Origin of the sequence: Arthrobacter sp. MMS18-M83, assembly GCF_026683955.1 — a bacterium.
Taxonomy (GTDB): Bacteria; Actinomycetota; Actinomycetes; order Actinomycetales; family Micrococcaceae; genus Arthrobacter.
In genome coordinates this window covers 727,203-749,887 of the sequence record NZ_CP113343.1, presented here as the reverse complement: position 1 = coordinate 749,887, position 22,685 = coordinate 727,203, and the positions used below count along the sequence as shown (strand labels likewise).

At 64.2% G+C, this 22,685-nt stretch carries 21 protein-coding genes and 1 rRNA gene; 16 read left to right on the top strand and 6 right to left on the bottom strand.

The window, feature by feature from the left end; translation table 11 throughout:
• The first annotated feature begins 105 nt into the window (after nucleotides 1-105).
• The 3 genes from rrf to OW521_RS03530 all read left to right on the top strand — a co-directional run bounded on the left by rrf (nucleotide 106) and on the right by OW521_RS03530 (nucleotide 1,973).
• Nucleotides 106-222: ribosomal RNA gene (gene rrf, locus OW521_RS03540) — 5S ribosomal RNA — on the top strand.
• A gap of 271 nt (nucleotides 223-493) precedes the next feature.
• Complete coding sequence (locus OW521_RS03535; protein ID WP_268023004.1) at nucleotides 494-898, top strand: hypothetical protein; 405 nt, start codon at nucleotides 494-496, stop codon at nucleotides 896-898.
• Nucleotides 899-1,208: 310 nt separating this feature from the next.
• Nucleotides 1,209-1,973: a DDE-type integrase/transposase/recombinase gene (locus OW521_RS03530; RefSeq protein ID WP_268023002.1), complete on the top strand. Its 765-nt coding sequence runs from the start codon at nucleotides 1,209-1,211 to the stop codon at nucleotides 1,971-1,973.
• Between the two features lie 432 nt (nucleotides 1,974-2,405).
• Here OW521_RS03530 and OW521_RS03525 read toward each other — a convergent pair whose 3' ends face one another.
• Complete coding sequence (locus OW521_RS03525; RefSeq protein WP_268023000.1) at nucleotides 2,406-3,539, bottom strand: hypothetical protein; 1,134 nt, start codon at nucleotides 3,537-3,539, stop codon at nucleotides 2,406-2,408.
• Between the two features lie 6 nt (nucleotides 3,540-3,545).
• On the opposite strand from OW521_RS03525, the gene OW521_RS03520 reads away from it, so the two are divergent.
• From OW521_RS03520 to OW521_RS03470, 11 genes are all read left to right on the top strand, one after another.
• A complete protein-coding gene (locus OW521_RS03520) occupies nucleotides 3,546-4,373 on the top strand; it encodes a hypothetical protein (RefSeq protein ID WP_268022998.1) in 828 nt (275 codons plus the stop codon).
• On the top strand, nucleotides 4,366-5,355 hold the full coding sequence (locus tag OW521_RS03515; protein WP_268022996.1) for an HAD-IIA family hydrolase: 990 nt from the start codon (nucleotides 4,366-4,368) through the stop codon (nucleotides 5,353-5,355). The genes OW521_RS03520 and OW521_RS03515 overlap by 8 nt, the downstream gene beginning before the upstream one ends.
• Nucleotides 5,356-5,364: 9 nt before the next feature.
• Nucleotides 5,365-5,589, top strand: a complete 225-nt coding sequence (locus OW521_RS03510) for a hypothetical protein (RefSeq protein WP_268022994.1) — start codon at nucleotides 5,365-5,367, stop codon at nucleotides 5,587-5,589.
• A gap of 2 nt (nucleotides 5,590-5,591) precedes the next feature.
• Nucleotides 5,592-6,404: a TlyA family RNA methyltransferase gene (locus OW521_RS03505; RefSeq protein ID WP_268022992.1), complete on the top strand. Its 813-nt coding sequence runs from the start codon at nucleotides 5,592-5,594 to the stop codon at nucleotides 6,402-6,404.
• A 13-nt stretch (nucleotides 6,405-6,417) separates the two neighbouring features.
• Nucleotides 6,418-7,440, top strand: coding sequence for an NAD kinase (locus OW521_RS03500; RefSeq protein ID WP_268022990.1), 1,023 nt, complete (start codon nucleotides 6,418-6,420; stop codon nucleotides 7,438-7,440).
• Between the two features lie 3 nt (nucleotides 7,441-7,443).
• On the top strand, nucleotides 7,444-9,183 hold the full coding sequence (gene recN / locus OW521_RS03495; protein WP_268022988.1) for a DNA repair protein RecN: 1,740 nt from the start codon (nucleotides 7,444-7,446) through the stop codon (nucleotides 9,181-9,183).
• A gap of 210 nt (nucleotides 9,184-9,393) precedes the next feature.
• A complete protein-coding gene (locus OW521_RS03490; protein ID WP_268022986.1) occupies nucleotides 9,394-11,136 on the top strand; it encodes a CTP synthase in 1,743 nt (580 codons plus the stop codon).
• Between the two features lie 26 nt (nucleotides 11,137-11,162).
• Nucleotides 11,163-11,825 carry an NUDIX domain-containing protein gene (locus tag OW521_RS03485; protein ID WP_268022984.1) on the top strand — a complete coding sequence of 221 codons (663 nt, stop codon included), beginning with the start codon at nucleotides 11,163-11,165 and terminating at the stop codon, nucleotides 11,823-11,825.
• A gap of 2 nt (nucleotides 11,826-11,827) precedes the next feature.
• Nucleotides 11,828-12,790, top strand: a complete 963-nt coding sequence (gene xerD, locus OW521_RS03480; RefSeq protein WP_268022982.1) for a site-specific tyrosine recombinase XerD — start codon at nucleotides 11,828-11,830, stop codon at nucleotides 12,788-12,790.
• A gap of 166 nt (nucleotides 12,791-12,956) precedes the next feature.
• The gene (locus tag OW521_RS03475) at nucleotides 12,957-13,466 is read left to right on the top strand and encodes an RNA polymerase sigma factor (protein ID WP_268022980.1); all 510 of its coding nucleotides are present in this window, start codon (nucleotides 12,957-12,959) and stop codon (nucleotides 13,464-13,466) included.
• A gap of 2 nt (nucleotides 13,467-13,468) precedes the next feature.
• Nucleotides 13,469-14,794 (top strand): hypothetical protein, encoded by a 1,326-nt coding sequence (locus tag OW521_RS03470; protein WP_268022978.1) that lies wholly within the window; start codon nucleotides 13,469-13,471, stop codon nucleotides 14,792-14,794.
• A gap of 177 nt (nucleotides 14,795-14,971) precedes the next feature.
• On the opposite strand, the gene OW521_RS03465 is transcribed toward OW521_RS03470, so the two are convergent.
• Nucleotides 14,972-16,408, bottom strand: coding sequence for an IS1380 family transposase (locus OW521_RS03465; protein ID WP_268022976.1), 1,437 nt, complete (start codon nucleotides 16,406-16,408; stop codon nucleotides 14,972-14,974).
• Nucleotides 16,409-16,675: 267 nt separating this feature from the next.
• Between OW521_RS03465 and OW521_RS03460 the strand changes: the two genes are divergently transcribed.
• A complete protein-coding gene (locus tag OW521_RS03460) occupies nucleotides 16,676-17,212 on the top strand; it encodes an NUDIX domain-containing protein (RefSeq protein WP_268022974.1) in 537 nt (178 codons plus the stop codon).
• A 68-nt stretch (nucleotides 17,213-17,280) separates the two neighbouring features.
• Nucleotides 17,281-18,201: a hypothetical protein gene (locus OW521_RS03455; RefSeq protein WP_268022972.1), complete on the top strand. Its 921-nt coding sequence runs from the start codon at nucleotides 17,281-17,283 to the stop codon at nucleotides 18,199-18,201.
• 62 nt (nucleotides 18,202-18,263) lie between these two features.
• Here OW521_RS03455 and OW521_RS03450 read toward each other — a convergent pair whose 3' ends face one another.
• The 4 genes from OW521_RS03450 to OW521_RS03435 form a co-directional block, all read right to left on the bottom strand.
• Complete coding sequence (locus OW521_RS03450; RefSeq protein WP_268022970.1) at nucleotides 18,264-19,403, bottom strand: bifunctional 2-methylcitrate synthase/citrate synthase; 1,140 nt, start codon at nucleotides 19,401-19,403, stop codon at nucleotides 18,264-18,266.
• 70 nt (nucleotides 19,404-19,473) lie between these two features.
• Nucleotides 19,474-20,382, bottom strand: coding sequence for a methylisocitrate lyase (gene prpB, locus OW521_RS03445; RefSeq protein WP_268022968.1), 909 nt, complete (start codon nucleotides 20,380-20,382; stop codon nucleotides 19,474-19,476).
• Nucleotides 20,383-21,903: an MmgE/PrpD family protein gene (locus OW521_RS03440; protein WP_268022966.1), complete on the bottom strand. Its 1,521-nt coding sequence runs from the start codon at nucleotides 21,901-21,903 to the stop codon at nucleotides 20,383-20,385.
• A 10-nt stretch (nucleotides 21,904-21,913) separates the two neighbouring features.
• Nucleotides 21,914-22,555, bottom strand: a complete 642-nt coding sequence (locus tag OW521_RS03435; protein ID WP_268022964.1) for a GntR family transcriptional regulator — start codon at nucleotides 22,553-22,555, stop codon at nucleotides 21,914-21,916.
• Nucleotides 22,556-22,685 lie beyond the last annotated feature (130 nt).

The following is a 22,685-nucleotide window of genomic DNA, read 5'->3' as shown; positions in this document are numbered from 1 at the left end:
CAAACCGTTCCGGAACAAAACACAACTGAATAACAACACCACAATGTTGTAACCAGTCTTCCCACACCACCACCCCCCGGGGCGGCGGTGACGGGGTAACAGGGTTACGGCGGTCATAGCGTGGGGGAAACGCCCGGTCCCATTCCGAACCCGGAAGCTAAGACCCACAGCGCCGATGGTACTGCACCCGGGAGGGTGTGGGAGAGTAGGACACCGCCGGACAACCATTCAGGTCGAGACCCCCCAGCCACCACGGTGGTTGGGGGGTCTCCCGCATTTAAACACACACCCCGCCACCCCGGACGCTCCTTCACATACACGCCCCTTTCCCCAAACCCTCCACCACATACACGCCGGAAACCGCGGACCCTCCATCACCTATGGGCGGGAAATCCCGGACGCCCCATCACGTACACGCCGGAAACCACGGACCCTCCCTCATCGTCAAGCTGGTTGTGAGTCATTCATTACCTGTTGATTGAAGGAGCCGGCGATGGCCGTTGATAACAAGGGTTTTACGCGTGAAGAGATCCGTGAGTTCATGCATGAGTACTATTTGCAGCCGCACGGGACGAGGAAGGAATGGATGGCCTCGACGTCCGTTTCCGAATGGACGTTCCGCAGGTGGCGCAAGATGATGGTCCAGGGCGATATCGACCGTGGCCTGATTCCGCGGGAGCATGGAGGCATGGTCCCAACGAATCGTGAACTCTCCGCGTTTGAAAAAGCACGCGCGAAGGAAATGGCTGCCCACCGTGCCGAAGTCGAAAAACTCCAGAAGCGGGTGCAGGAGCTGGAGGACACGAATTCCGTCCTGGGAAAAGCTATCGGGCTCTTGCACGAGTTGAGCGTGCCAGAGCCCGATACAACCCCGACGAGCGCTCACAACGATTCATAGCGGCCGAGAACACTCTGGTCCTGGAGCTGCATGTGATCATCGGCTCCCGGCGGACGGCGCTCAAGCTGGCGGGCGTCTCGCGCGGGACCTGGCATTACCGGTCCAATCCCCGTCCGGCGGTGCAGCACCCGATCCACCAGACCGACCGGGCCTACGAATCCCGGATCAGCACCCGATCCACCAGACCGACCGGGCCTACGAATCCCGGATCAGCACCGCACATCAGGACCGGATCCTGGGGCTCATCCTGGCCAGCTGGGAGAAGGGCAACTCCGTTGACCATGCCTTCGCCACGGCCTGGGACAACGGCGTGCTGCTCGCCTCCAACCGCTCGTGGTGGCGGATCGCGGCAGAGTACGAGGACCAGCAGGCCCGCCCGACCATCCCGCGCAAGCGTGGGGGCACGCGTGGTTCCTCTGAAAAGCCGGTCCTCAAGGCCACCGGACCCTGCCAGGTCTGGTCCTGGGACATCACCGACATCTATTCCACGTGGCAGGGCAAGGCTTTCAAGGTGTACTCCATCATGGACATCTTCTCCCGGGAGATCGTCGGCTGGCGGGTGGAGGAACGCGAGTCCGACCACCTCGCCGCGGAGATGTTCAAGACAGCGATCGCCCGGCACGGCGCCCCGCGCATCGTGCATGCCGATTCAGGCCCGGCCATGAGATCAACCCTGCTCCGTGACACCCTCACCGCCCACGGCGTGGAACTCAGCCACAACCGCCCTTACGTCTCCAACGACAATCCCTTCTCGGAGTCAGGCTTTCGCACGATGAAATACCGGCCCGGCTACCCCCGGATCTTTAACGATCTCGAGGCCGCCAGGGACTACCTCACCTGCTACGTGCACTGGTACAGCACCGATCACAAACACTCCGGCATCGCACTGTTCTCACCATCACAAGTCCACGACGGCTCGTGGAAAGAACTCTGGAACAAGCGAGACAAAGCCCACCAGGACTACTACGAACGACACCCAGGAAGATTCCGCCAACGACCCACCACACCGGCCCCCGCCACACACGCCGGGATCAACCTCCCCCAGACCAAAACACCCCAAAAACCAGCCCAGTGACTCCACACAGCTTGACAACTTTCGCCTCCATCACACACGCGCCCTACCCTGACCGGTACCCCCGCACCCAAAACTGCAGGAGCGTCCCGTCAGGACCGGCCATAGGTGAGCGAGCGTCCGGCCGGAAGGCCCCAAAACTGCAGGAGCGTCCCGTCAGGACCGGCCATAGGTGAGCGAGCGTCCGGCCGGAAGGCCCCAAAACTGCAGGAGCGTCAAAATTCCGACCCCCGGGATCTGGTTTTGGGAGCCAGCTGCAAGACTGCCGGGCGGGCCGAAAGTTGTGATGCTTCCCACGGGAAGCTGATTAGGCGGTCCTCGAATGCGTCCGCGGATGGCCGGTCACCTAGAATTGCATAAGAGATACGAGCCGGATCCCGGCGGCGTGAGAACAAAATACGGATAAGAGCGGCTGCGCATGCGCCAGTGGTCAGCTCACAACAGGAGGAATCCATCATGGCTGAGCACAACGGCGGCAATCGCGGCAACTTCGGCGCTGGCCGAGGCGATCGCGGCCCGTTCCGCGCCAACAACAATTCCGGGGGCGACCCGCGAGGATTCCGTTCCAGGGACAACCGTGACGGCACTGCCGGCGCTCCCGGCGGTGATCGTGACCGCAAGCCGTTTGGTGATCGTAAGCCAGCCGGTGACGGTGAGCGCCGCAGCTTTGGTGATCGTGACCGCAAGCCCTTTGGCGATCGTCCACGCGGTGAGCGCGATGCGCGCCCGAGCTTTGGCGATCGTGACCGTAAGCCCTTTGGTGACCGTCCGAGCCGTGAGGGCGATCGTGACCGCAAGCCCTTTGGTGAGCGTGACCGTAAGCCGTTTGGTGATCGTCCGCGTCGTGATGGGGATGCGCGCCCGAGTTTTGGTGATCGTGACCGTAAGCCCTTTGGTGACCGTCCGAGCCGTGAGGGCGATCGTGACCGTAAGCCCTTTGGTGACCGTGACCGTAAGCCGTTTGGTGATCGTCCGCGTCGTGATGGGGATGCGCGCCCGAGTTTTGGTGACCGTGACCGTAAGCCGTTTGGTGATCGTCCGCGTCGTGATGGGGATGCGCGCCCGAGCTTTGGTGACCGTGACCGTAAGCCCTTTGGCGACCGTCCGAGCCGCGAGGGCGATCGTGACCGCAAGCCGTTTGGTGATCGTCCACGCGGTGAGCGCGATGCGCGCCCGAGTTTTGGTGACCGTGACCGTAAGCCGTTTGGTGATCGTCCACGCGGTGAGCGCGATGCGCGCCCGAGTTTTGGTGATCGTGACCGTAAGCCCTTTGGCGACCGTCCGCGCCGCGAAGGAGAGGGAGAGCGCCGCAGCTTCGGCGATCGCCCCGAACGCGGTCCCCGCAAGTTCGATGGCCCACGTACCGAGGGACGTAGCTTCGGCGGCGGATCCTGGGAGGATCGTCCCGCGCGGGTTCCGAACGCCGCGGACCTGCGCAGCGCCAACCGCCCGGACCGCGAGCGTTCCCCCGAGATCGACGACGACGTTACGGGCCAGGAACTCGACCGCGTCACCAAGCACCAGATCAAGACCCTTGAAGGCACTAATGCCGATTGGGTCTCCAAGCACCTAGTCATGGCCGGCCGCCTCATCGATATCGACCCTGAGCTGTCTTTCCAGCACGCCCTGGCTGCCAGCCGCCGTGGTGGACGCTTGGCAGCTGTCCGTGAAGCCGTGGGCCTGACCGCCTACGCTGCAGGCCACTATGGCGAGGCACTTCGCGAATTTCGCACCTACCGTCGGATCAGCGGATCCAACGTCCATTTGCCGCTCATGGCCGACTGCGAACGCGGCCTGGGGCGGCCGGACCGCGCGCTGGACGTCGTCCGCTCTCCCGAAGCACAGGATCTCGACGCCCCCGGCAAGGTTGAACTCGCAATTGTGGCGTCGGGAGCCAGGACCGACCTTGGCCAGTTGGACGCCGCTGTGGCCGAGCTGGAGATCATCCAGCTCGACATCAACCGCGCCTTCTCCTACAGCCCGCGCCTGTTCCGTGCCTACGCAGACGCCCTGATGGCAGTGGGTCGCACAGAGGAAGCCGGCAAGTGGCAGCGCCAGGCAGTCGTGGCTGAAAATGCCCTCGGCGTGGGAGAGTTCGAGGACCCGGACATTATCGACCTCGGCGAAGGCGACGAGCGCGAAGCTCCCAAGCCCCGCTTCCGGAACGTCGAGGAGGGCACCGAACGGGCTGAAGAGTCAAGCACCGAGGCTGCACCGCCGCGCGCGGAGAAGGTCATCGATTCTGAAGACTCGGAACAGCACGAAGTGGAACTCGACGACGTCGAGTCTGACTACTTCGAGTCCGATGACGCCGAATCGGATCCCGATTCCACCGAGGAAGACGAGGCAGACGAAGACCAGGAAAAGACTTCCGGGGACGGCGAAGAGACCAAGAATGACTGAGGCCTCGCTGGTTTCGCAATTCGACGCTGTTCTGTCCGATCTGGACGGAGTCGTGTATGCGGGCCCCCACGCCATTCCCGGTGCGGTGGAATCCCTGCAGCGGCTTGAGTCGGTGGGGGTGCGGCTTGGGTATGTAACCAACAACGCCTCGCGCACCCCTGCCCAGGTTGCGGCGCATCTTCGTGAGCTTGGGGCGCCGGCCGAGGACAATCAGGTGGTCAGCTCTTCGCAGGCCGCTGGCGACCTTCTCGCCGGTCTCCTGGCTCCCGGTTCGCGCGTGATGATCACCGGTAGCGCGGCCTTGGCTCACGAAATAGAACTCGTTGGCCTCACTCCGGTCCACAGCGCCGAAGAGAAGCCCGTGGCAGTAGTCCAGGGCTTCAATCCGGAAATCGCGTGGAAGGACCTGGCCGAGGCGTCCTACGTTGTCGCTTCGGGTGCCCTTTGGGTCGCCACAAATACGGACATGTCCATTCCCCAAGCCCGGGGCATTGCACCCGGAAACGGGACCCTGGTAGCCGCCGTCGCGTCTGCCACGGGCAAGCAACCGCGTGTCGCAGGCAAGCCCGAGGCTCCTCTATTTCACTCCGCTGCGCGGCGGCTGAAGTCCGAACGCCCGATCGTCGTCGGCGACCGTCTGGACACCGATATCCTCGGCGGCAACCGTGCCGGCTTCGCGACGGCGGCGGTCCTCACCGGCGTCGACACGCCCGAGTCCATCCTTGCTGCGCGCAGTTCGGAACGCCCCGGCTACTTGCTCGCTGATCTCACTGAACTGTACGAGCCGTACCCCGAGATCGTCGAGGAAGAAAGCACGTTCCGTTGCGGAAAGGCAACTGCCGAGGTCCAAGATGGCCTGATCACCATCTCCGGGTCCGAGAAGGACCTGGACGCCTGGCGTGCTGCGTGTGCGGCCTGGTGGGCCGCCAACCCGGACGCGGCAGAGGCTACATCGCCGCGGCTCGAATGGCTGGAAAACTAGACTGGTGCAATGAGCGAGTTGAACGATCTCCCGGAGAGCGCCGTCGAACTGAGCGCCGTCGAACCGCACGATGCTCCATGGCCGGACGACACTGCCCCCACCGGTGATGCAGCCGTGGATTCGACCCTGGAACGGCTGGCGGACATCCCCTCCGTGCCGGTGGCCGAGCATAGCGGCATGTACGCCGAGATCCACGACTCCTTGATGGCGGCCCTCGACGCCGAAGAACGCTGAGCATGGCCAGACTCGACCAGGAACTCGTCACCCGTGGCTTGGCGAGATCGCGGACCCATGCCGCGAAGCTTATTGCGGACGGAAAAGTCAGCTCCGGGGGCAGCGTTCTCGCCAAGGCGGCACAACAGGTCTCAGAAGCGACCGAACTTGATGTCCTGGCCCATGCCGAGGACATTTACGTCAGCCGCGCCGGCCACAAACTGGCCGGAGCCCTGGTGGCGTTTCCTTCCGTTGTCGTGGAAGGAAAACGGTGCCTCGACGCCGGAGCCTCCACCGGCGGCTTTACGGACGTGCTGCTCCGGCAAGGTGCCGCGCACGTGGTGGCGGTCGACGTCGGGCATGACCAGTTGGTGCCGTCCTTGCGGAACGATCCGCGCGTCGCTGTCCACGAGGGCCTCAACGTCCGCTACATGACTCCGGAACAAATCGGCGGCCCGGCCGCGCTCACTGTGGCGGACCTGTCCTTCATTTCCCTCACCCTGGTTCTGCACCCGCTCGCGGCATGCACCGAACCCGGGGGAGACCTTGTGCTCATGGTGAAGCCCCAATTCGAGGTGGGCAAGGAACGGCTGAGCCGCACAGGAGTGGTCACATCCGATCATGAACGGCGGCGGGCTGTAGCCCAGGTTGCCAAGGCGGCCGTGGATGCCGGCCTTGAACTCTGCGGCCTGGCACCGAGCCCCCTGCCGGGCCAGGACGGAAATGTGGAGTACTTCCTGTGGATAAGACGCAGGATTCAGGCGGACTTGCCTAAGATCGAAGAGCGGGACGAGGAAGTTGCTGCACTGATGGAACGAATCTGGACCACCCACTAGAAAGCAGAACACCATGAGCAGGCGCGTTTTGGTCCTTGCCCACACCGGGCGTGAGGACTCCCTTCGCGCGGCCTGGGATGCCTGCGGGCAGCTCCACTACTCAGGTCTGATTCCCGTGATGCAGAAATCGGAACTGGACGACATCGAACGGTTTTACGGTGTGGTGGATAAGCCGATCGAAATCCTCCACGAGGATGTCCGGTTGGAGGACGTCGAACTCGTCATGGTTCTTGGCGGCGACGGCACCATCCTGCGGGCAGCTGAGCTGGTCCGTAACGTCGACGTTCCCCTCCTGGGCGTCAACCTTGGACATGTCGGATTCCTCGCGGAGAGCGAACGGGCCGATCTTGCCCAGACCGTTGAATGGATCGCCAGCCGCGAATACACGGTGGAAGAGCGCATGACAATCGACGTCCAGGTGTGGGTCCGTGGCCAGAAGATCTGGCACACCTGGGCCCTCAACGAGGCCGCCATTGAAAAGGCTGACCGGGAGCGCATGATCGAAGTAGTGACCGAAGTGGATGAACGTCCCCTGACGTCCTTTGGCTGCGACGGAGTGGTGCTCGCTACCCCCACGGGTTCCACGGCCTACGCTTTCTCTTCCGGCGGGCCGGTGGTGTGGCCCGAGGTGGAAGCCTTGGTGATCGTGCCCATCAGCGCCCATGCCCTCTTCGCCAAACCCCTCGTCGTTTCACCGCGGTCCAGGCTTGCGGTGGAGATCCTCACCCGCACGGACGCCCAAGGCGTGCTTTGGTGCGACGGTCGACGCTCCGTGGACCTCCCGCCGGGCGCCCGGATCGAAGTGACCCGGTCCACCCGGCCCGTACGGCTTGCCCGCACCCACCAGACTCCGTTTTCCGCACGACTCGTCAGGAAGTTCGAGCTCCCCATCCACGGCTGGCGGGGACCGGCACCCCGTTCGGCGGACATCCACACCGGTCCTACCCCCGTGGTCAGGACTTTCAAGCCCAGCCCTTTGCCAACGCCCCAGGACGTGCGGACAGGCAGAGCGGCCGACCCCACCAAGGAGATGTAAACCATGATCGAGGAACTCCGGATCCGGGATCTCGGCGTCATCACCGACGCCACGTTGCCGTTGGGGCCGGGCCTGAGCGTCGTCACGGGCGAAACCGGCGCCGGCAAGACCATGGTGGTTACCGCCGTCGGCCTCCTCCTGGGAGCACGGTCCGACGCCGGTGCGGTACGCTCTGGCGCCAAGTCAGCCTCCGCGGAGGCTCGGCTCTTGCTTGATCCGGCGCACGCCGCCGTGGAACGGGCCGTGGAGGCCGGCGGCGACGCTGAAGAGTACGACGGCGGCACTCAGCTCTTGCTGGCCCGCACCGTGGGCGCGGACGGCCGCAGCCGCGCCTTCGTGGGCGGCCGGTCGGCGCCCGTGGGCGTCCTGGCAGAACTTGGCGAAAGCCTGGTGGTGGTGCATGGCCAGTCGGACCAGATCCGGCTCAAGGGCGCCGCGGCGCAACGGCACGCACTGGACCGTTTCGCCGGGGCGGACCTCGCCGCGGCGCTCACTGCTTATCAGGACCTTTACAGTCATTGGAAGTCCAGCCAGGCGGAACTCGATACCCTCCGAAGCGAGGCCCGGGAACGGCTACGGGAGGCAGAATCGCTGGCCGTCGCGCTCCAGGAAATCGACGACGTCGACCCCCAGCCGGGAGAGGACGATTCCCTCAAGGCCGAGGCAGTGAAACTGGCCAACGTCGAAGAGCTCCGCATTGCCGCCGCGGCAGCACATGAAGCGCTGATCTCTGAGGAATTCGGCGAAGCGGCCGATGCCACGACTCTGATCGACTCGGCCAAACGGACCTTGGAACAGGTTGCCGAGCATGACGAAGCCTTGGCAGGCGCGGCCACCCGGCTTGCCGAGATTGGCTTCCTCATCAACGACATCGCGGCGGAGCTGTCCAGTTACCAGGCCTCCTTGGACTCCGAAGGCCCGGAACGCCTTGCCGAGATTGAGGACCGGCGTGGGGCGCTGGCCAAACTCATCCGGAAGTACGCCCCGAGCATCGACGAGGTGCTCGAATGGGCGGCAGCCTCAAGGATCCGGCTGGACGAACTGCAGGACGACTCCAGCAGGATCGAAGCCCTCGACGCTGAGGTGACTTCCGCAGAGTCCACACTGCGGAAGCAGGCCGCCCGGATCTCCAAGTCGCGGTCGAAGGCCGCCAAGGACCTCGCCGCGCGCGTGAGTGCGGAACTCACCGCCCTTGCGATGGCCGACGCCACCCTGGTGATCGAGGTAGACAGCGAAGGGCAGTTGGGTCCGCACGGCGTCGACGACATCTCTTTCCTGCTGCAGCCACACTCAGGGGCCCCTGCCCGTCCTCTCGGCAAGGGAGCGTCCGGCGGTGAATTGTCCAGGGTCATGCTCGCCATCGAGGTGGTCCTTGCCGCTGTGGACCCCGTGCCGACGTTCGTCTTTGACGAAGTGGACGCCGGAGTAGGTGGGCGTGCAGCCGTCGAGATCGGACGCCGGCTCGCCATGCTGGCGCGCCACGTCCAGGTGCTGGTGGTAACCCATCTGCCACAGGTCGCCGCGTTCGCGGACCAGCACATCCGCGTCACCAAGACCTCCGTCAGGGGGAGCGACGGCAAGACCGCCACTGGCTTCACCTCCAGCGACGTCCAGCTCCTCGATGACGAAGAACGCGTGAAGGAGCTTGCCAGGATGCTGGCGGGGCAGGAAGACTCGGAGTCTGCGCGCGCGCATGCCCAGGAATTGCTGGACGACGCCAAGCTCCTGCCCCAGCAGGCCTAGCCGGCCAGCTCCAGCGGTAGGACATCAGTCACATCCTGGCTTGACGGGCCGGGAGCCGGCTCACGTGGAGGGCCCCGCCAGGTAGCGGATTCCCGGGCGGCTGAGCTGTTTTGCCGTTTCGGGTGGACTTTACTCTTGATCCTTGCCCCATCGCAGGGGACTATTGAGCATTTGGGAAAACGGCTAGCGGATCCTTTGGAGGCGCAATTGATGATAGGCTCGAATTCCGTGGTGCAGCGATCAAATTCCCGTGTAAATTCCCGGTTCCCGGGCTCGTCCAAGACGACCAAACACATCTTTGTCACTGGCGGTGTGGCGTCCTCGCTCGGTAAGGGACTGACGGCTTCGAGCCTCGGCCACCTGCTGCGGGCACGCGGTTTGTCTGTAACTATGCAGAAGCTCGATCCCTATCTGAACGTGGATCCGGGCACGATGAACCCCTTCCAGCACGGCGAAGTCTTCGTCACTGACGACGGCGCCGAAACCGACCTCGACATCGGACACTACGAGCGCTTCCTCGATGAAAACCTCGAGGGTTCCGCCAACGTTACGACCGGCCAGATCTATTCGACCGTCATCGCCAAGGAACGGCGTGGCGAGTACCTCGGCGACACCGTCCAGGTTATCCCGCACATCACGGATGAGATCAAGCGCCGCATGCGCCTCCCCGCTGAAGGCAAGAACGCTCCGGACGTCATCATCACCGAAATCGGCGGCACGGTTGGCGACATCGAGTCCCAGCCCTTCCTGGAGTCGGCCCGCCAGGTCCGCCAGGACATCGGCCGGAACAACGTCTTTTTCCTCCACGTCTCCTTGGTGCCTTACATCGGTCCGTCGCAGGAACTGAAGACCAAACCGACGCAGCACTCAGTTGCCGCCTTGCGGTCCCTCGGCATCCAGCCGGAAGCGATCGTGATCCGTTCGGACCGCGAAGTGCCCGATGCCATGCGCGAAAAGATCGGCCGCATGTGCGACGTCGATATTGACGCAGTGGTCAACGCCGCCGATGCTCCCAGCATCTATGACATCCCCAAGACGCTGCACTCCCAGGGCCTTGACTCCTACGTCGTCCGGGCCCTGGATCTCCCGTTCAAGGACGTCGACTGGACCAGCTGGGACAAGCTCCTCGAAGCAGTCCACAACCCCAAGCACCAGGTGGAAGTTGCCTTGGTGGGCAAGTACATCGACCTCCCGGACGCTTACCTGTCCGTGACCGAAGCCTTGCGTGCCGGCGGCTTCGCCAACGAAACCAAGGTCAAGATCCGCTGGGTCCCGTCGGACGAATGTGAAACCCTCGAGGGCGCCACCAAGTCCTTGGCCGGCGTCGATGCGATTTGTGTTCCGGGCGGCTTCGGCATCCGTGGCTTGGAAGGCAAGCTGGGTGCGCTCAAGTTCGCCCGCGAAACCAAGCTTCCGGTTCTGGGCCTGTGCCTGGGCCTGCAATGCATGGTCATCGAGTACGCCCGCAACGTGGTCGGCCTCGAAGGCGCATCCTCCAGCGAGTTCGAGCCCGACTCCAAATACCCTGTCATCGCCACGATGGAAGAGCAGTTGGACATCGTGGACGGCAAGGGCGATCTGGGCGGCACCATGCGCCTGGGTCTCTATGAAGCCAAGCTGGACGAAGGCTCCGTGGTTGCAGAGACCTATGGGACAACCACGGTCAGCGAACGTCACCGCCACCGCTACGAGGTCAACAACAAGTACCGCGAGCAGATCGCGGCCGAGGGACTGGTGTTCTCCGGAACGTCTCCCGATGGCAAGCTGGTTGAGTACGTGGAACTGCCGCGCGAAGTACATCCGTACTACGTGGCAACGCAGGCCCACCCGGAGCTCAGCTCCCGCCCCACGCGCCCGCACCCGCTGTTTGCGGGCCTCGTGAAGGCTGCGCTGGAGCGCCAGGCAGGCGTTGATTCGGCTGCAAAGTCGGCTCGCAAGGTAGCTGCGAAGTAATCGCTCACACAACTAAGGACGGCGCGATGCCCGGTATTTCTGAAACCCCCAGTACTTTTCGGAAGGTTTCGGACATGCCGAGCCCGCGCCGTCTTTTGTCGTCCAACAAGGTCTACGAAGGCCGCATTTGGGACGTCGTCAGCGACGCCTTCGAGCTGGGCGAAGATACCGGTACTTTGGTCCGCGACTACATTGACCATCCTGGCGCCGTCGCGGTGTTACCGATGAATGTCGACGGCGAAATCCTGTTGCTCAAGCAATATCGCCACCCGGTCGGCATGGATTTGTGGGAGATTCCCGCCGGGCTTCTAGACGTGGCTGGAGAAGACTTTGTGGTGGGTGCAGCCCGGGAGTTGGCTGAGGAGGCCGATCTTACGGCCGCCACGTGGAACGTCCTGGTGGACTTCTTCAATTCACCCGGATCCTCGAGCGAGGCGATCCGAATTTATCTGGCGCGGGGACTGGGAGAAGTGCCCGAGGCCGAACGCCACGTCCGCACGGAAGAGGAATCCGAAATCGAGCTGGTGTGGGTGCCTCTCGAGGAAGCGGTTGTGGCGGTGCTGGAAGGCCGCCTTCATAACCCGTCCGCCGTCGTCGGGATCCTCGCCGCCGCGGCGGCACGCGCCGACGGCTTCAGGAGCCTGCGCCCGGCCAATGCCCCCTGGCCAGCCCACCCGAGCCAGCGCTGACCATGCCCCAGCTAGCGGAGGCCCGGATTCAAACAGCCATTGACCGGGCCGTCACGGACTACCTGCAGCACCTCGGCGTGGAACGTGGCCTCGCAAGCAACACATTGTCCGCCTACCGCCGGGATCTGTCCCGCTATTCGAACTTTCTGGCTGCCTCCGGCGTCGACAAACCGGGCAACATCTCCCGCCACGACGTCACAGCCTTTGTGCAGGCACTCGCCGACGGCTCGGACGGCGCAGCAGCACTGGGCGTCCGCTCTGCGGCGCGCACTGTGGTTGCCGTGCGCGGGCTCCACAAGTTTTGGGCTTTGGAGGGAACGACGACGGCGGACCCCGCCAGCGATGTCCACCCGCCAATGCCCGGCAGGCGTCTGCCGAAGGCCATTAGCGTCGGCGAAGTAACCCGGATCCTCGAAGCGGCCGGTGCGGATACCGCCACGGGCCTGAGGGACCGGGCACTCCTGGAGTTCCTCTATTCCACGGGTGCCCGCATCAGCGAAGCTGTGGGGCTTGACGTTGACGATGTCTCGCTCGAAGCGGAAGCCGATGGGCCCGCGATCGTACGGCTCTTCGGAAAGGGCTCCAAGGAACGCCTGGTGCCGCTGGGATCCTATGGTGCCCGCGCCGTCGGGTCCTATGTGGTCCGTGGAAGGCCCGCGTTGGCCGCCAAAGGAAAAGGCACTCCGGCGCTGTTCCTGAACGCTCGCGGAGGGCGGATCAGCCGGCAGAGTGCCTGGACAATTCTGAAGGCCGCGGCGGAGAAGGCCAACATAACCAAGGATGTCTCGCCGCACACGCTCCGGCATTCGTTTGCCACGCATCTGCTTGAGGGCGGCGCGGACGTCCGTGTTGTGCAAGAGCTCCTGGGCCATGCCTCAGTGACCACCACGCAGGTGTACACCTTGGTCACCGCCGATACCTTGCGGGAAGTGTACGCTGCGGCGCATCCTCGGGCGCTCGGCTGATACCTTGCACTGAACGCGACTCCGGCCTCTGCCCCCTTGTCGCTCAACGCGACACTCTGGTTGCCGCAGGTCCATTTTGTGCCAGAGCTGTAACCTGCGGGCTTGTGCCGGAAACTATACAGTTAGTCAGGTTTTGGGCTTGGTTTCGGATTGAGAGTGGGGGATTGTGCGTTCCGAAGGGGAATCGACGTTCATCGCCTTGCACCGGGATACGTATCCGCGCATATTCCGGTTTGTGCGGCGGCGGGTGGATGACCCGCAGGTGGCTGAGGAGTTGGCCGCGGACGTGTTTCGTGTGGCTTGGCAGAAATGGGATGAAGCGTCGTCCGTGGATGTGGCCTGGTTGTTCACGGTGGCGAGGAATCTTCTGGGAAATGCTTATCGGAGTCATCAGCGCCAGCTAGCGCTGCATGAGCGGCTTCGTGAGTCCGTGGTCCCCGGCGATGGCGCCGGGAGCAGGTATTCACTGGTGGACGAAGTGTTGGATTCCTTGCGGGAGAAGGACCGGGACATTCTGCAGTTGGCATATTGGGATCAACTGACGGTCGCCGAGATCGCGGCGGTCCTGCAATGCGGTGAGTCGGCCGCGAAGGTGCGGTTGCACCGGGCGCGTGAAGCCTTCCGGAAGTTACTGCCGGCCAGTACCGGTGCCGTGGCGCAGAAATTGGGGGCATAGAGATGGATCCGATCAAGGAATTGATTGAGGGTGCCGATCCGTTGCGCGGTGGAGGGGAGCCCGTGCCGGATGCAGAGGCGGCTTTGGCCCGGGTGCTGGCTGCGCCGGTCGGCGGCGCTGATAAATTGCCGCCGAATGTACGCTCGTTGGCGGCCGCGCGACGGCTCCGGAATGCCAGGATTGCGGGGTTGCTGACGATGGCCGCCGCCGCAGTGACCGCCGGAGTGCTCGTGGCAACCCATCTCGGTTCGATCAGTGCTGTGCCGGTTCCGGCCGGTACAACCACGGTGGCGCCGAGCGCGTCGGCGACGGCGACTGCTTCGGCGGCCGGCACGGCGAGCCCGACCGCCACCGCGACGGCAAGCTCCACGGCGACGCCTTCGTCCCTCGCCGCCGTTGGCCATGGTGAATGCACGATTGAGAACCTGACTGGCGCCATGACTTCATTGGAGCGGCTGAAGCCGGTTCTCCGGCTTGTGGGTTGCAAAGCCGGATGGATGAGCATCATGGCGCCCGCACCAAGCGACAACCCGAATCCGGAACCAGGGGACTGGTTCTGGATCGCCAGACTTGTCAACGGGACGTACGTGCAGGAAACCAGCCTTGTGAACTGGTCAGCCGCTGCGTCCAACAACGATCGCCTGACGGCTGAGCAATTCATGGACAAAGCGTTTGTCACCAATGGAATCCCAGTCGAGCTTCGTCCTGCGCTCGTCGGTTCCCCCGAACCGGGATCCCTGGCAGCGCTTGGCATCAAGACCTACGAGGACCGGTCCACGGGCTACAAAGTTAGCTTCAACTATCCCGCTGCGTGGCAATTGGGTGACCCAGGGAGCCTTTCCCTAACAGGCGGTCCTGGGACTGCGCTCACGGACTCCAATGGCCAGTCCATGGCACGGCTCGCCTTGGGGGAAACCAACGACTGGAGCACCAGCGGCTGCCTCAACAAGGCGCCCTACAAGATCCTCGACAGCCAGCCCATGCCCGGACTGCCAGTCGACCCGGCATTGCCAGGTCAAGGAACACCAAGATTCGTCTACGTCGCCATGACATCAGCCGCAAATGACGGAGGTCCCGTTCAGGCGGGGATTGGAATCACCAACCGCATTGCTGGACAGGATGGGATTGGCTGCGTCCTTGATCTTGCTGTCGCAGGACCCGGCGCCTTAAAGTTCTTTAGCTTCACCGACCGGCGTCCATTGGGCGGACCGTCCTGGGGCCTCTACAAATTCAACACAATGGAAGAGGCCTCGGCCTTCACCCAGACGCAAGGCTACAAGGACCTCAAGGCGGTCATCACCTCGCTCACCATCACCAAAGCGGGCTAGCCCAGATTTTTCATCTGCCGCTGGTGGGCCGGCCGGGGGCGGCGTTGATCGCTGATCGGCTGTGATCTGGATTTTGGCGGGGCTGGAGTGGCCCTGGTGCCGCCGGGATCGGCGCGGATTTCCACTTCTCCGTTGGGTGTTTGTTCTGTGTCGTGGCGGTTGGAACCTTGGACCTGGCTACGTAGGCTTTGCCGGGGCGCTTTTCAGTCGCGCTGGGAGGTCTTTGATCCGGTCCAGCAGGACGGTGATGAGCTGTTTCTCCGGTGCCCTGTCTGGCAGGAGCAAGGTCCTCCGGCGGGCGCGGGTGATGATTTTCCCGGCGGTCGCGAAGAGCCGGTAGCGCCAGCGTTTGATGTCCCAGGACCTGGCGTGGTGGCCTTCCGGGAGGGCGGTGAGCTGCAGCCAGGAGGTGAGGTTCAATGCCAGGGCGGCGATGTTGGCCCAGGCCTGGTTCGCGGCGAAATCGTAGAACGGCAGCTTGCCCAGGCCGGTGTTCTTCAGGGTCTTGATCCGGTTCTCGCACCGGCCCCGGGCCCGGTGCCGGGCATCCAGGAACGGTCCGTGCCAGCGCGGTGCGTTCGTCAGGAACGCGGTGATGCGGTGCCCGTCCAGATTCAGCAGGGTCGGGGCCGCGCCGGGGTGCAGCGGCTCGGCCCGCAGGTAGATGTTCGTGCCCGGCGGGTAGTCCTTCAGCGGGATCACTTCGGTGGCGTTGATGACCCACGCGTTCGTGCGGTCGGTCCCGTGCTGGTCCAGGGCCGGTTGCCAGTACTGTTTGTCGTTGATCCAGTCGATCATGTGGGCTTTGGCTGCCGGGACCGGATACGAGACGGAGAACTGCACGCCCAAGGAGTGCAGGTGCCAGAGGAACTTCCGCGAGGCGCCGGCACTGTCGGTGCGGACCAGGATCCTCTGCCCGTCCAGCTTCCCATCGGGGAAGAAGCTCTCGGGCAACTGGGCCGTGGCGGTCTCGAAGACACGGATATGGTCATCGGCGCTGTTCGCCCCCGCGCTGCCGGGCCGCAACACGCAGGCGAGGATTTCCCCGGTGCCGTTGCCCGTGCCGTAATCGATGCTGGCGATGAACGGGGAGAAACCGTACCCGCCTTTGTACGTGCCCGCGGCCAGTTCCTTGTCACTGTGCGAGGTCACCAACGTGGCATCCAAGTCAACGATCAAGGGATCGGCGGCGGTTGCCTGGCCGCCGGGTTCGAAGTTCCCTGCAGCGTCCCAGGCCCTGGACCGCAGTTCCCGGGTCAGGGTCTCGAAGCCGTAGCTGAACAGTTCGGGGTTGGCGACGGTGCGTTCGAAAAACCGGGACACGGTCGCGTTCGAGGGCACCGGCCCGAAGATCCCGGGCGAGGAACGCAGCATGTCCAGGTCGCTGACGTGCTCGCCGCCGCCAGCGAGCATCAGGGCCAGGGAAGCGATGAGCCGGCCGGGCCGGTGTCGGGCGCCGGAAGGAGCGAACTGGCCAAGCCGGTCCTCGCAGAGTCCGCGGAAACCCAGCGCGTCGATCAATTCCGTCAGAATCTTCGTTCCGGCGTGGGACACCAGTGACTGGCCGGTGAAGCCAACCGCTGCAGCAGGGAAAAGCCGGGTAAAATGATGCATCGAAAGGGTGCTCCTCACGATCAGGAAAATATGGCGTCGAATACCACTATTTTCCCAGCTCAGAGCACCCTTTCACTGCTTTAACGCGCCACTCGCGCCAGCTGGCCACGAAAACCCCGGGCTAGCGACGAGCCACGACGCCGGGCCAGTACCCCGCGAGCCCCCTGACCTCGCAAGCTTGGCCAGGGAACCCTGCTCGCGTGGGCCCACTCAGGTGACCGGCCCGGCGTCGTTCTTCAGGGCCGAGGCAGTCGTAGGCTTGATCCCATGACAGCCGCCCATGTGACCCTCTGTTTTCTCCTCCGCGAGGTCGATGCCGGTAGGGAGGTCCTCCTTGGACGCAAGCGCACCGGCTTCGGCAAGGGCAAGGTAGTGGGCGTCGGCGGCCATGTGGAGGAGGGGGAGACCGCCATCGAGGCTGTTTGCCGGGAAGTCCGCGAAGAAGTCTACGTCCAAGTTGAGCCGGACGACCTGGTGGCCGCGGGCACTGTGGACTTTGTCTTCCCTGCCAAACCCGAATGGAACATGTACACCACTGTGTTCCTCGCAGAATCGTGGGTGGGAGAGCCCACGGAGAGCGACGAGATCACGCCGCAGTGGTACCCGGCGGAGGAACTGCCGGTAGCCCACATGTGGGCCGATGCCGAACACTGGCTTCCCGCGATGATGAATGGCCGCCGCATGGACGTCCGCGTAGTGCTCGCCGATGACAACGAGAACGTGGCTGAAGTCTTCCACTCCGACTGGACCGACGACGGATCAGCAGCGGGTGTGCCTGCTCAGAATTGGGTACCTGGGCTGTAACCTCAAGACGTTTACCGGAAACTAACACGATAGACGCCCAGTTAGGGGCGCTTACCGACAAAGGGGGAATGGTGGATTCTAAGCGCCACGATGGCCACGGACTGTCCATGCACGATGAAAGCATGGAGCGTTCATACCGCCCTGAGATCGACGGGAACATGTTGGGCGTGGACTCAGCAGACGTTGAACGGAAAAGGAAGATGTGGAGGCTGAGAATCATCGTGTTGGTGGCTTTGGCCGCAGCGGTCCTGGCCGCGGGAGTCCTCGTTGCGAGCAACCTTGGGTCCCAGGGCCAGGCGCAGAGCGGAAGTCCGTTGCAGACGCCAGCCGCCACGACGGCACCTGCAACGATTACTGCCACGCCAACAGCGTCGGCCACGGCTCCGGCCACTACGGTGGCCACCGCGGAACCAGGAGCATCGACAACAGCTACGCCCGACCTCAGGTGGACGAGCTTCGTCAGTGCCAGCGCACACGCGCAGTTCGACCTCCCCATGGGCTGGACGGCCACTGATGTTCCCGCAGGTACCGCCAGCAATCCCGCGTCCGGGATCCAGGTGAAGGACGAGGCGGGGCGCGTCTTGGCCAAGTTCTACCATGGCGCGGGCGGCGGCGTAGGCGGGGCCTGCGGGCCCGGCACATACAAACAAACGGAGCTCGACAAAGCCGCCACCTCATTGACGGGGCAGTGGGTCACCACGTCGCAAGCCCGGTTCTCTTTTCGCGTGCTGGATCAGACAGCCCAAGGCGGCGGGATCGGCTACCAGATCGGTTTGGTGGACAAGTCCAGCGGCGAAGTCCGGGATAGCTGCCTGATGTACTCTTTCGTGGCTGGTGCGCCCAAGGGCACGCTGTCTTTCGCTACGAGCGACGCCCAAGCCCCTGGCTCCCGCACTTTCAGCACCATGGCGGAAGCCACGCAGTACATGCAGACACCTGAATACCAGAAGCTCAAGCGGATGATCACCAGCCTGCAGCTCACTCAATAGCTTGCAGTACGACGTCGGGCCGGTCACCTCGGGTGACCGGCCCGCCGTCGTACGCCCTGAAATTACGGCAGGTGCCGTTCGTCCACGCCGTTGTATTCGCTGAGCGGGCGGATCAGGGAGTTCGATCCGAGCTGCTCCATGATGTGTGCGGTCCAGCCGGTGATGCGGCTGGCGACGAACAGCGGGGTGAAGGTGGGGGTGTCGAAGCCCATGAGGTGGTAGGTGGGCCCGGCGGGGTAGTCCAGGTTGGGCTTGATCGCCTTGGCCTCGTCCATGGCTTGTTCAAGGCCGTTGTACAGGCCCAGGATCTCGGGCCGGCCGTAGTGGGCGATCATCTTGTCCAGCGCGGCCTTCATGGTGGGCACGCGGGAGTCGCCGTGCTTGTAGACGCGGTGACCGAATCCCATGACCTTCTTCTTCTGCGCCAACGCCTGTTCCATCCAGGTCTTCGCCCGAGCGGCGGCGTCATCGAGGGATTCCTCGGTGCGGATGCCGATTTCCTCGAAGGTGTGCATGACCGCCTCGTTGGCGCCGCCGTGCAGCGGGCCCTTGAGGGCACCGATCGCCGCGGTCACGGCGGAGTGCAGGTCCGAGAGGGTCGAGGTGACAACGCGGGCCGTGAACGTGGACGCGTTGAAGGAGTGCTCGGCGTAAAGGATCATCGAGACGTTGAACGCCTTGACGACCTCGTCGACAGGGTCCTCGCCGAAGGTCATCCACAGGAAGTTCGAAGAATAGCCCAGGTCCTCGCGGGGTTCCACGACTCCCTGGCCGCGTCGGCGGCGCTGGTCGTAGGCGACCACCGCGGGCATCGCGGCGAACAAGTCAATTGCTTTGGCCATATTGGCCTCCGGCGTGGAAACGTCGGCCAGCGGGTGCCGTGCTCCCAGTACAGAGGCGGCCGTGCGGCACACATCCATGGGGTGGGCCGTAGTGGGCAGCGTGTCGACAACCTGCTTCACCACAGGGTCAAGGGTTCGGCCCGCGCGCTCGCGGGCTGTGAACTCTGCAAGTTCTTCCGGCGTGGGCAGCTCACCATTCCACAGCAGGAAGGCAACTTCCTCGAAACTGCACTTGGCGGCGAGTTCCTGCACGGGATAGCCGCGGTACAGCAGCGAGTTGGTGTCCGGATTGACCTTGGAGATCGCGGTGTAATCAACCACGACGCCGGCCAGGCCCTTCTTGATCTCTTCAGCAGCCATGCTGAACTCCTTCGTTCGTCGGCAAGAACTCCGGAATGGCCGGAGCGCCTGCATCCCTTGATTGATCCAGTTACCGGCTGAGCCCAGGAATCTGGAAGTTGAAAACGCTCGTGTCGAAGTGGTTGTAAGCCTCGTAGTCCACGAGGTCATAGAGCCGCGCACGGGTGAGCATGTTCTCCACCTGCGCCTCCTGCGTTCCTGTGGCCTTGATCGTTTCCAGCGTACGCTCTGCAGCCCCCATGGCAATGCGGAGCAGGGTGACCGGGTAGATCACGATGTTCACGCCGACGCCCTGGAGTTGTTCGACGGTGAAGAGGTCGCTTTTGCCGAACTCGGTCATGTTGGCCAGGATCGGCACATCCACTGCATCACGGATGGCTTGGAACTCGCTGAGGTCCTTCATGGCTTCCGGGAAGATGGCATCGGCGCCGGCTTCCACGAGGGCCCGGGCGCGTTCCTGGGCGGCCTTGATGCCGTCGACGGCGCGGATGTCGGTGCGGGCCATGATGAGGAAATTCGGGTCCCGGCGGGCGTCGGCAGCGGCGCGGATGCGCTTGGCGGCGGTGTCGGTGTCGACCACGTTCTTGCCGTCCAGGTGCCCGCAGCGCTTGGGGTTGAACTGGTCCTCGATGTGGCACCCGGCGAGTCCGGCGTTTTCGAGTTCCTGGATGGTGCGGGCCACGTTCATCGGTTCGCCGAATCCGGTGTCCGCGTCCACGAGGCAGGGCAGTTCGGTCATGCGGGCGATCTGTCCGGCGCGGGTGGCGACCTCGGTGAGGGTGGTGAGCCCGATGTCCGGCAGGCCGAGGTCGTTGGCGAGGACGGCGCCGGAGATGTAGACGCCGGGGAAGCCCTTTTCCTCGATCAGGCGTGCCGAGAGCGGGTTGAACGCGCCGGGGAACTGCTGGATCGTTCCGGAAGCGAGCATCCCGCGCAGGGCGAGGCGTTTCTGTTCCGGGGTGGTCTTGGAGTAGAGCATCTAGAAGAGTCCCTTCGGTGCGGCGGTGAGGTCGATGACGCCGGGTGCGGCGGTGATGTTCAGCTGGTCCAGTTCGCCCGGGCCCAGTTCCGGGAGGGCTTCGGCGGCGGCGAGGAACCTTTCGATCTCGGCTTCCTCGACGAGCCCGGCGGCGAGGGTGCGGAACTTGTCGATGTATTGCTGGCGGGCGAAGGGCCGGGCACCGAGCGGGTGGGCGTCGGCCACGGCGATCTCATCCGTGATGACGGTGCCGTCGTTGAGGGTGATGACAACAGTGCCGCCGAAGGCCTTTTCGGCGATGTCCAGGGAGTGGTAGCGGCGGGTCCATTCGGGGTCTTCCACGGTGGTGACCTTGTGCCATAGTTCCACGGTGTCGGGGCGTCCGGCGCGCTCCGGGCTGTAGGAGTCGACGTGGTGCCAGGAACCGTCCTGCAGGGCGACGGTGAAGATGTACGGGATGGAGTGGTCCAGGGTCTCCCGGGACGCAGTGGGGCTGTATTTTTGGGGGTCGTTGGCGCCGGAGCCGATCACGTAGTGCGTGTGGTGGCTGGTCTTGATCAGGACGGAGGCCACGTTGGCCGGGTCCGTGGCTTCGGGGTGCTCGTTGTTCAGTTTGCGGGCGAGGTCGATCCAGGCCTGGGCCTGGTACTCGGCGGAGTGCTCTTTGGTGTAGGTGTCCAGGATGGCCCGCTTGGGCTCCCCGGCTTCGGGCAGCGGGACCTCGTAGGAGGCGTCCGGGCCATCCAGCATCCAGGCGATGACGCCGTCTTCGCCTTCGTAGATCGGCACGGGGGAGGTCTGGCCGCGCATGGACCGGTCCACTGCCTCCACGGCCATCTTGCCGGCGAACGCCGGGGCGTGGGCTTTCCAGGTGGAGATTTCGCCCTTGCGGGACTGGCGCGTGGCCGTGGTGGTGTGCAGGGCCTGGCCGACCGACTGGAAGATCGTCTCGACGTCCAGGCCCAGGAGGGTGCCGATGCCGGCGGCGGCGGAGGGGCCGAGGTGGGCTACGTGGTCGATCTTGTGCTTGTGCAGGCAGATGGCCTTGACCAGGTCCACCTGGATCTCGTAGCCGGTGGCGATGCCGCGGATCAGGTCCTTGCCGCTGGCACCGACGTGCTGGGCCACGGCGAGGATCGGCGGGATGTTGTCGCCCGGGTGGGAGTAGTCCGCGGCAAGGAAGGTGTCGTGGTAGTCGAGTTCGCGTACGGCGACGCCGTTGGCCCAGGCAGCCCACTCGGTCGAGACCTTGTCGCTGATCCCGAAAACACTGGAGCCCTTGCCGTTGGTGGTCGGCGCGTGCGTCAGGGCCTGTGCCCGGGCCGCGATGATCGGAGCACGGTTAAGGGAGGCAATGGCGACGGAGGCATTGTCGATGACGCGGTTGATGACCATCTCCGTGACCAGGGGAAGGACCTCGACGGGGTCGGCGGCGACCGTGGCGATCTTGTGAGCCAGCTGCTCCTCGCGGGCAAGGTTCTCTTCGCTCTTGTAGACGCGGACGTGGTTGTTCTTCACCATGGTGCTCCTTCTAGTGAGGTGTGTGGGTGGCTTTGACGTGGGAAAGGCTGCGGTGGAGGTGGAGGGTGGTGGCGGCTTCGGCGAGCCGGGGGTTGCCCGCCGCGATGGCCTCGGCGATCGCGGCGTGCTCGGCCGCGGCAGCGTGGAGGCGTTCGGCGTCGTCGGCCGCGAGGCGGCGGACCCGCACCAGGTGGACGCGCAGGCTGCGCATGGCCTGGGCGAGGTAGGAATTGGAGATGGCCTCGTCGATCGCTTCGTCGAGCCTTCCCACCAGGGCGTAATAGTCGTGCCGTGCGGGATCGCTGTCGTTGAGCATCTCCGGGGCCCGGAGGAGCTCGGCGTGGAGTTGCTCGAACACCGCGCGTTCTCCGCGCACGGCGGCGAGGGCGGCGGCTTTGCCTTCCAGGGTTTCGCGCAGCTCGAACAGTTCGTCGATGTCCTCCAGCGAGATATCGGTGACGACGACGCCGCGGCCGCCTGCCGCCGTCGTCAACCCTTCCGCGCTGAGCCGGCCCAGCGCCTCCCGGACCGGCGTGCGGGACACGCCCAGGCGTTCGGATTGTTCCACTTCGGCGAGGACTGTGCCGGGGGTCAGCCGCCATTCAATGATGTCCTCGCGCAGGGCAGCATAGGCTTTGTCGCTGGCGCGCATGGATCCTCCCTCTGCTGTCCGGATTCCCTCAGTGTATACATAAACCTCGATTCGGCCTAGATTCTTTCCAAATAACCCATCAAAGATTTGATCTATGTATACATAGTTTCGCTCTGAACCTGCTACTGGG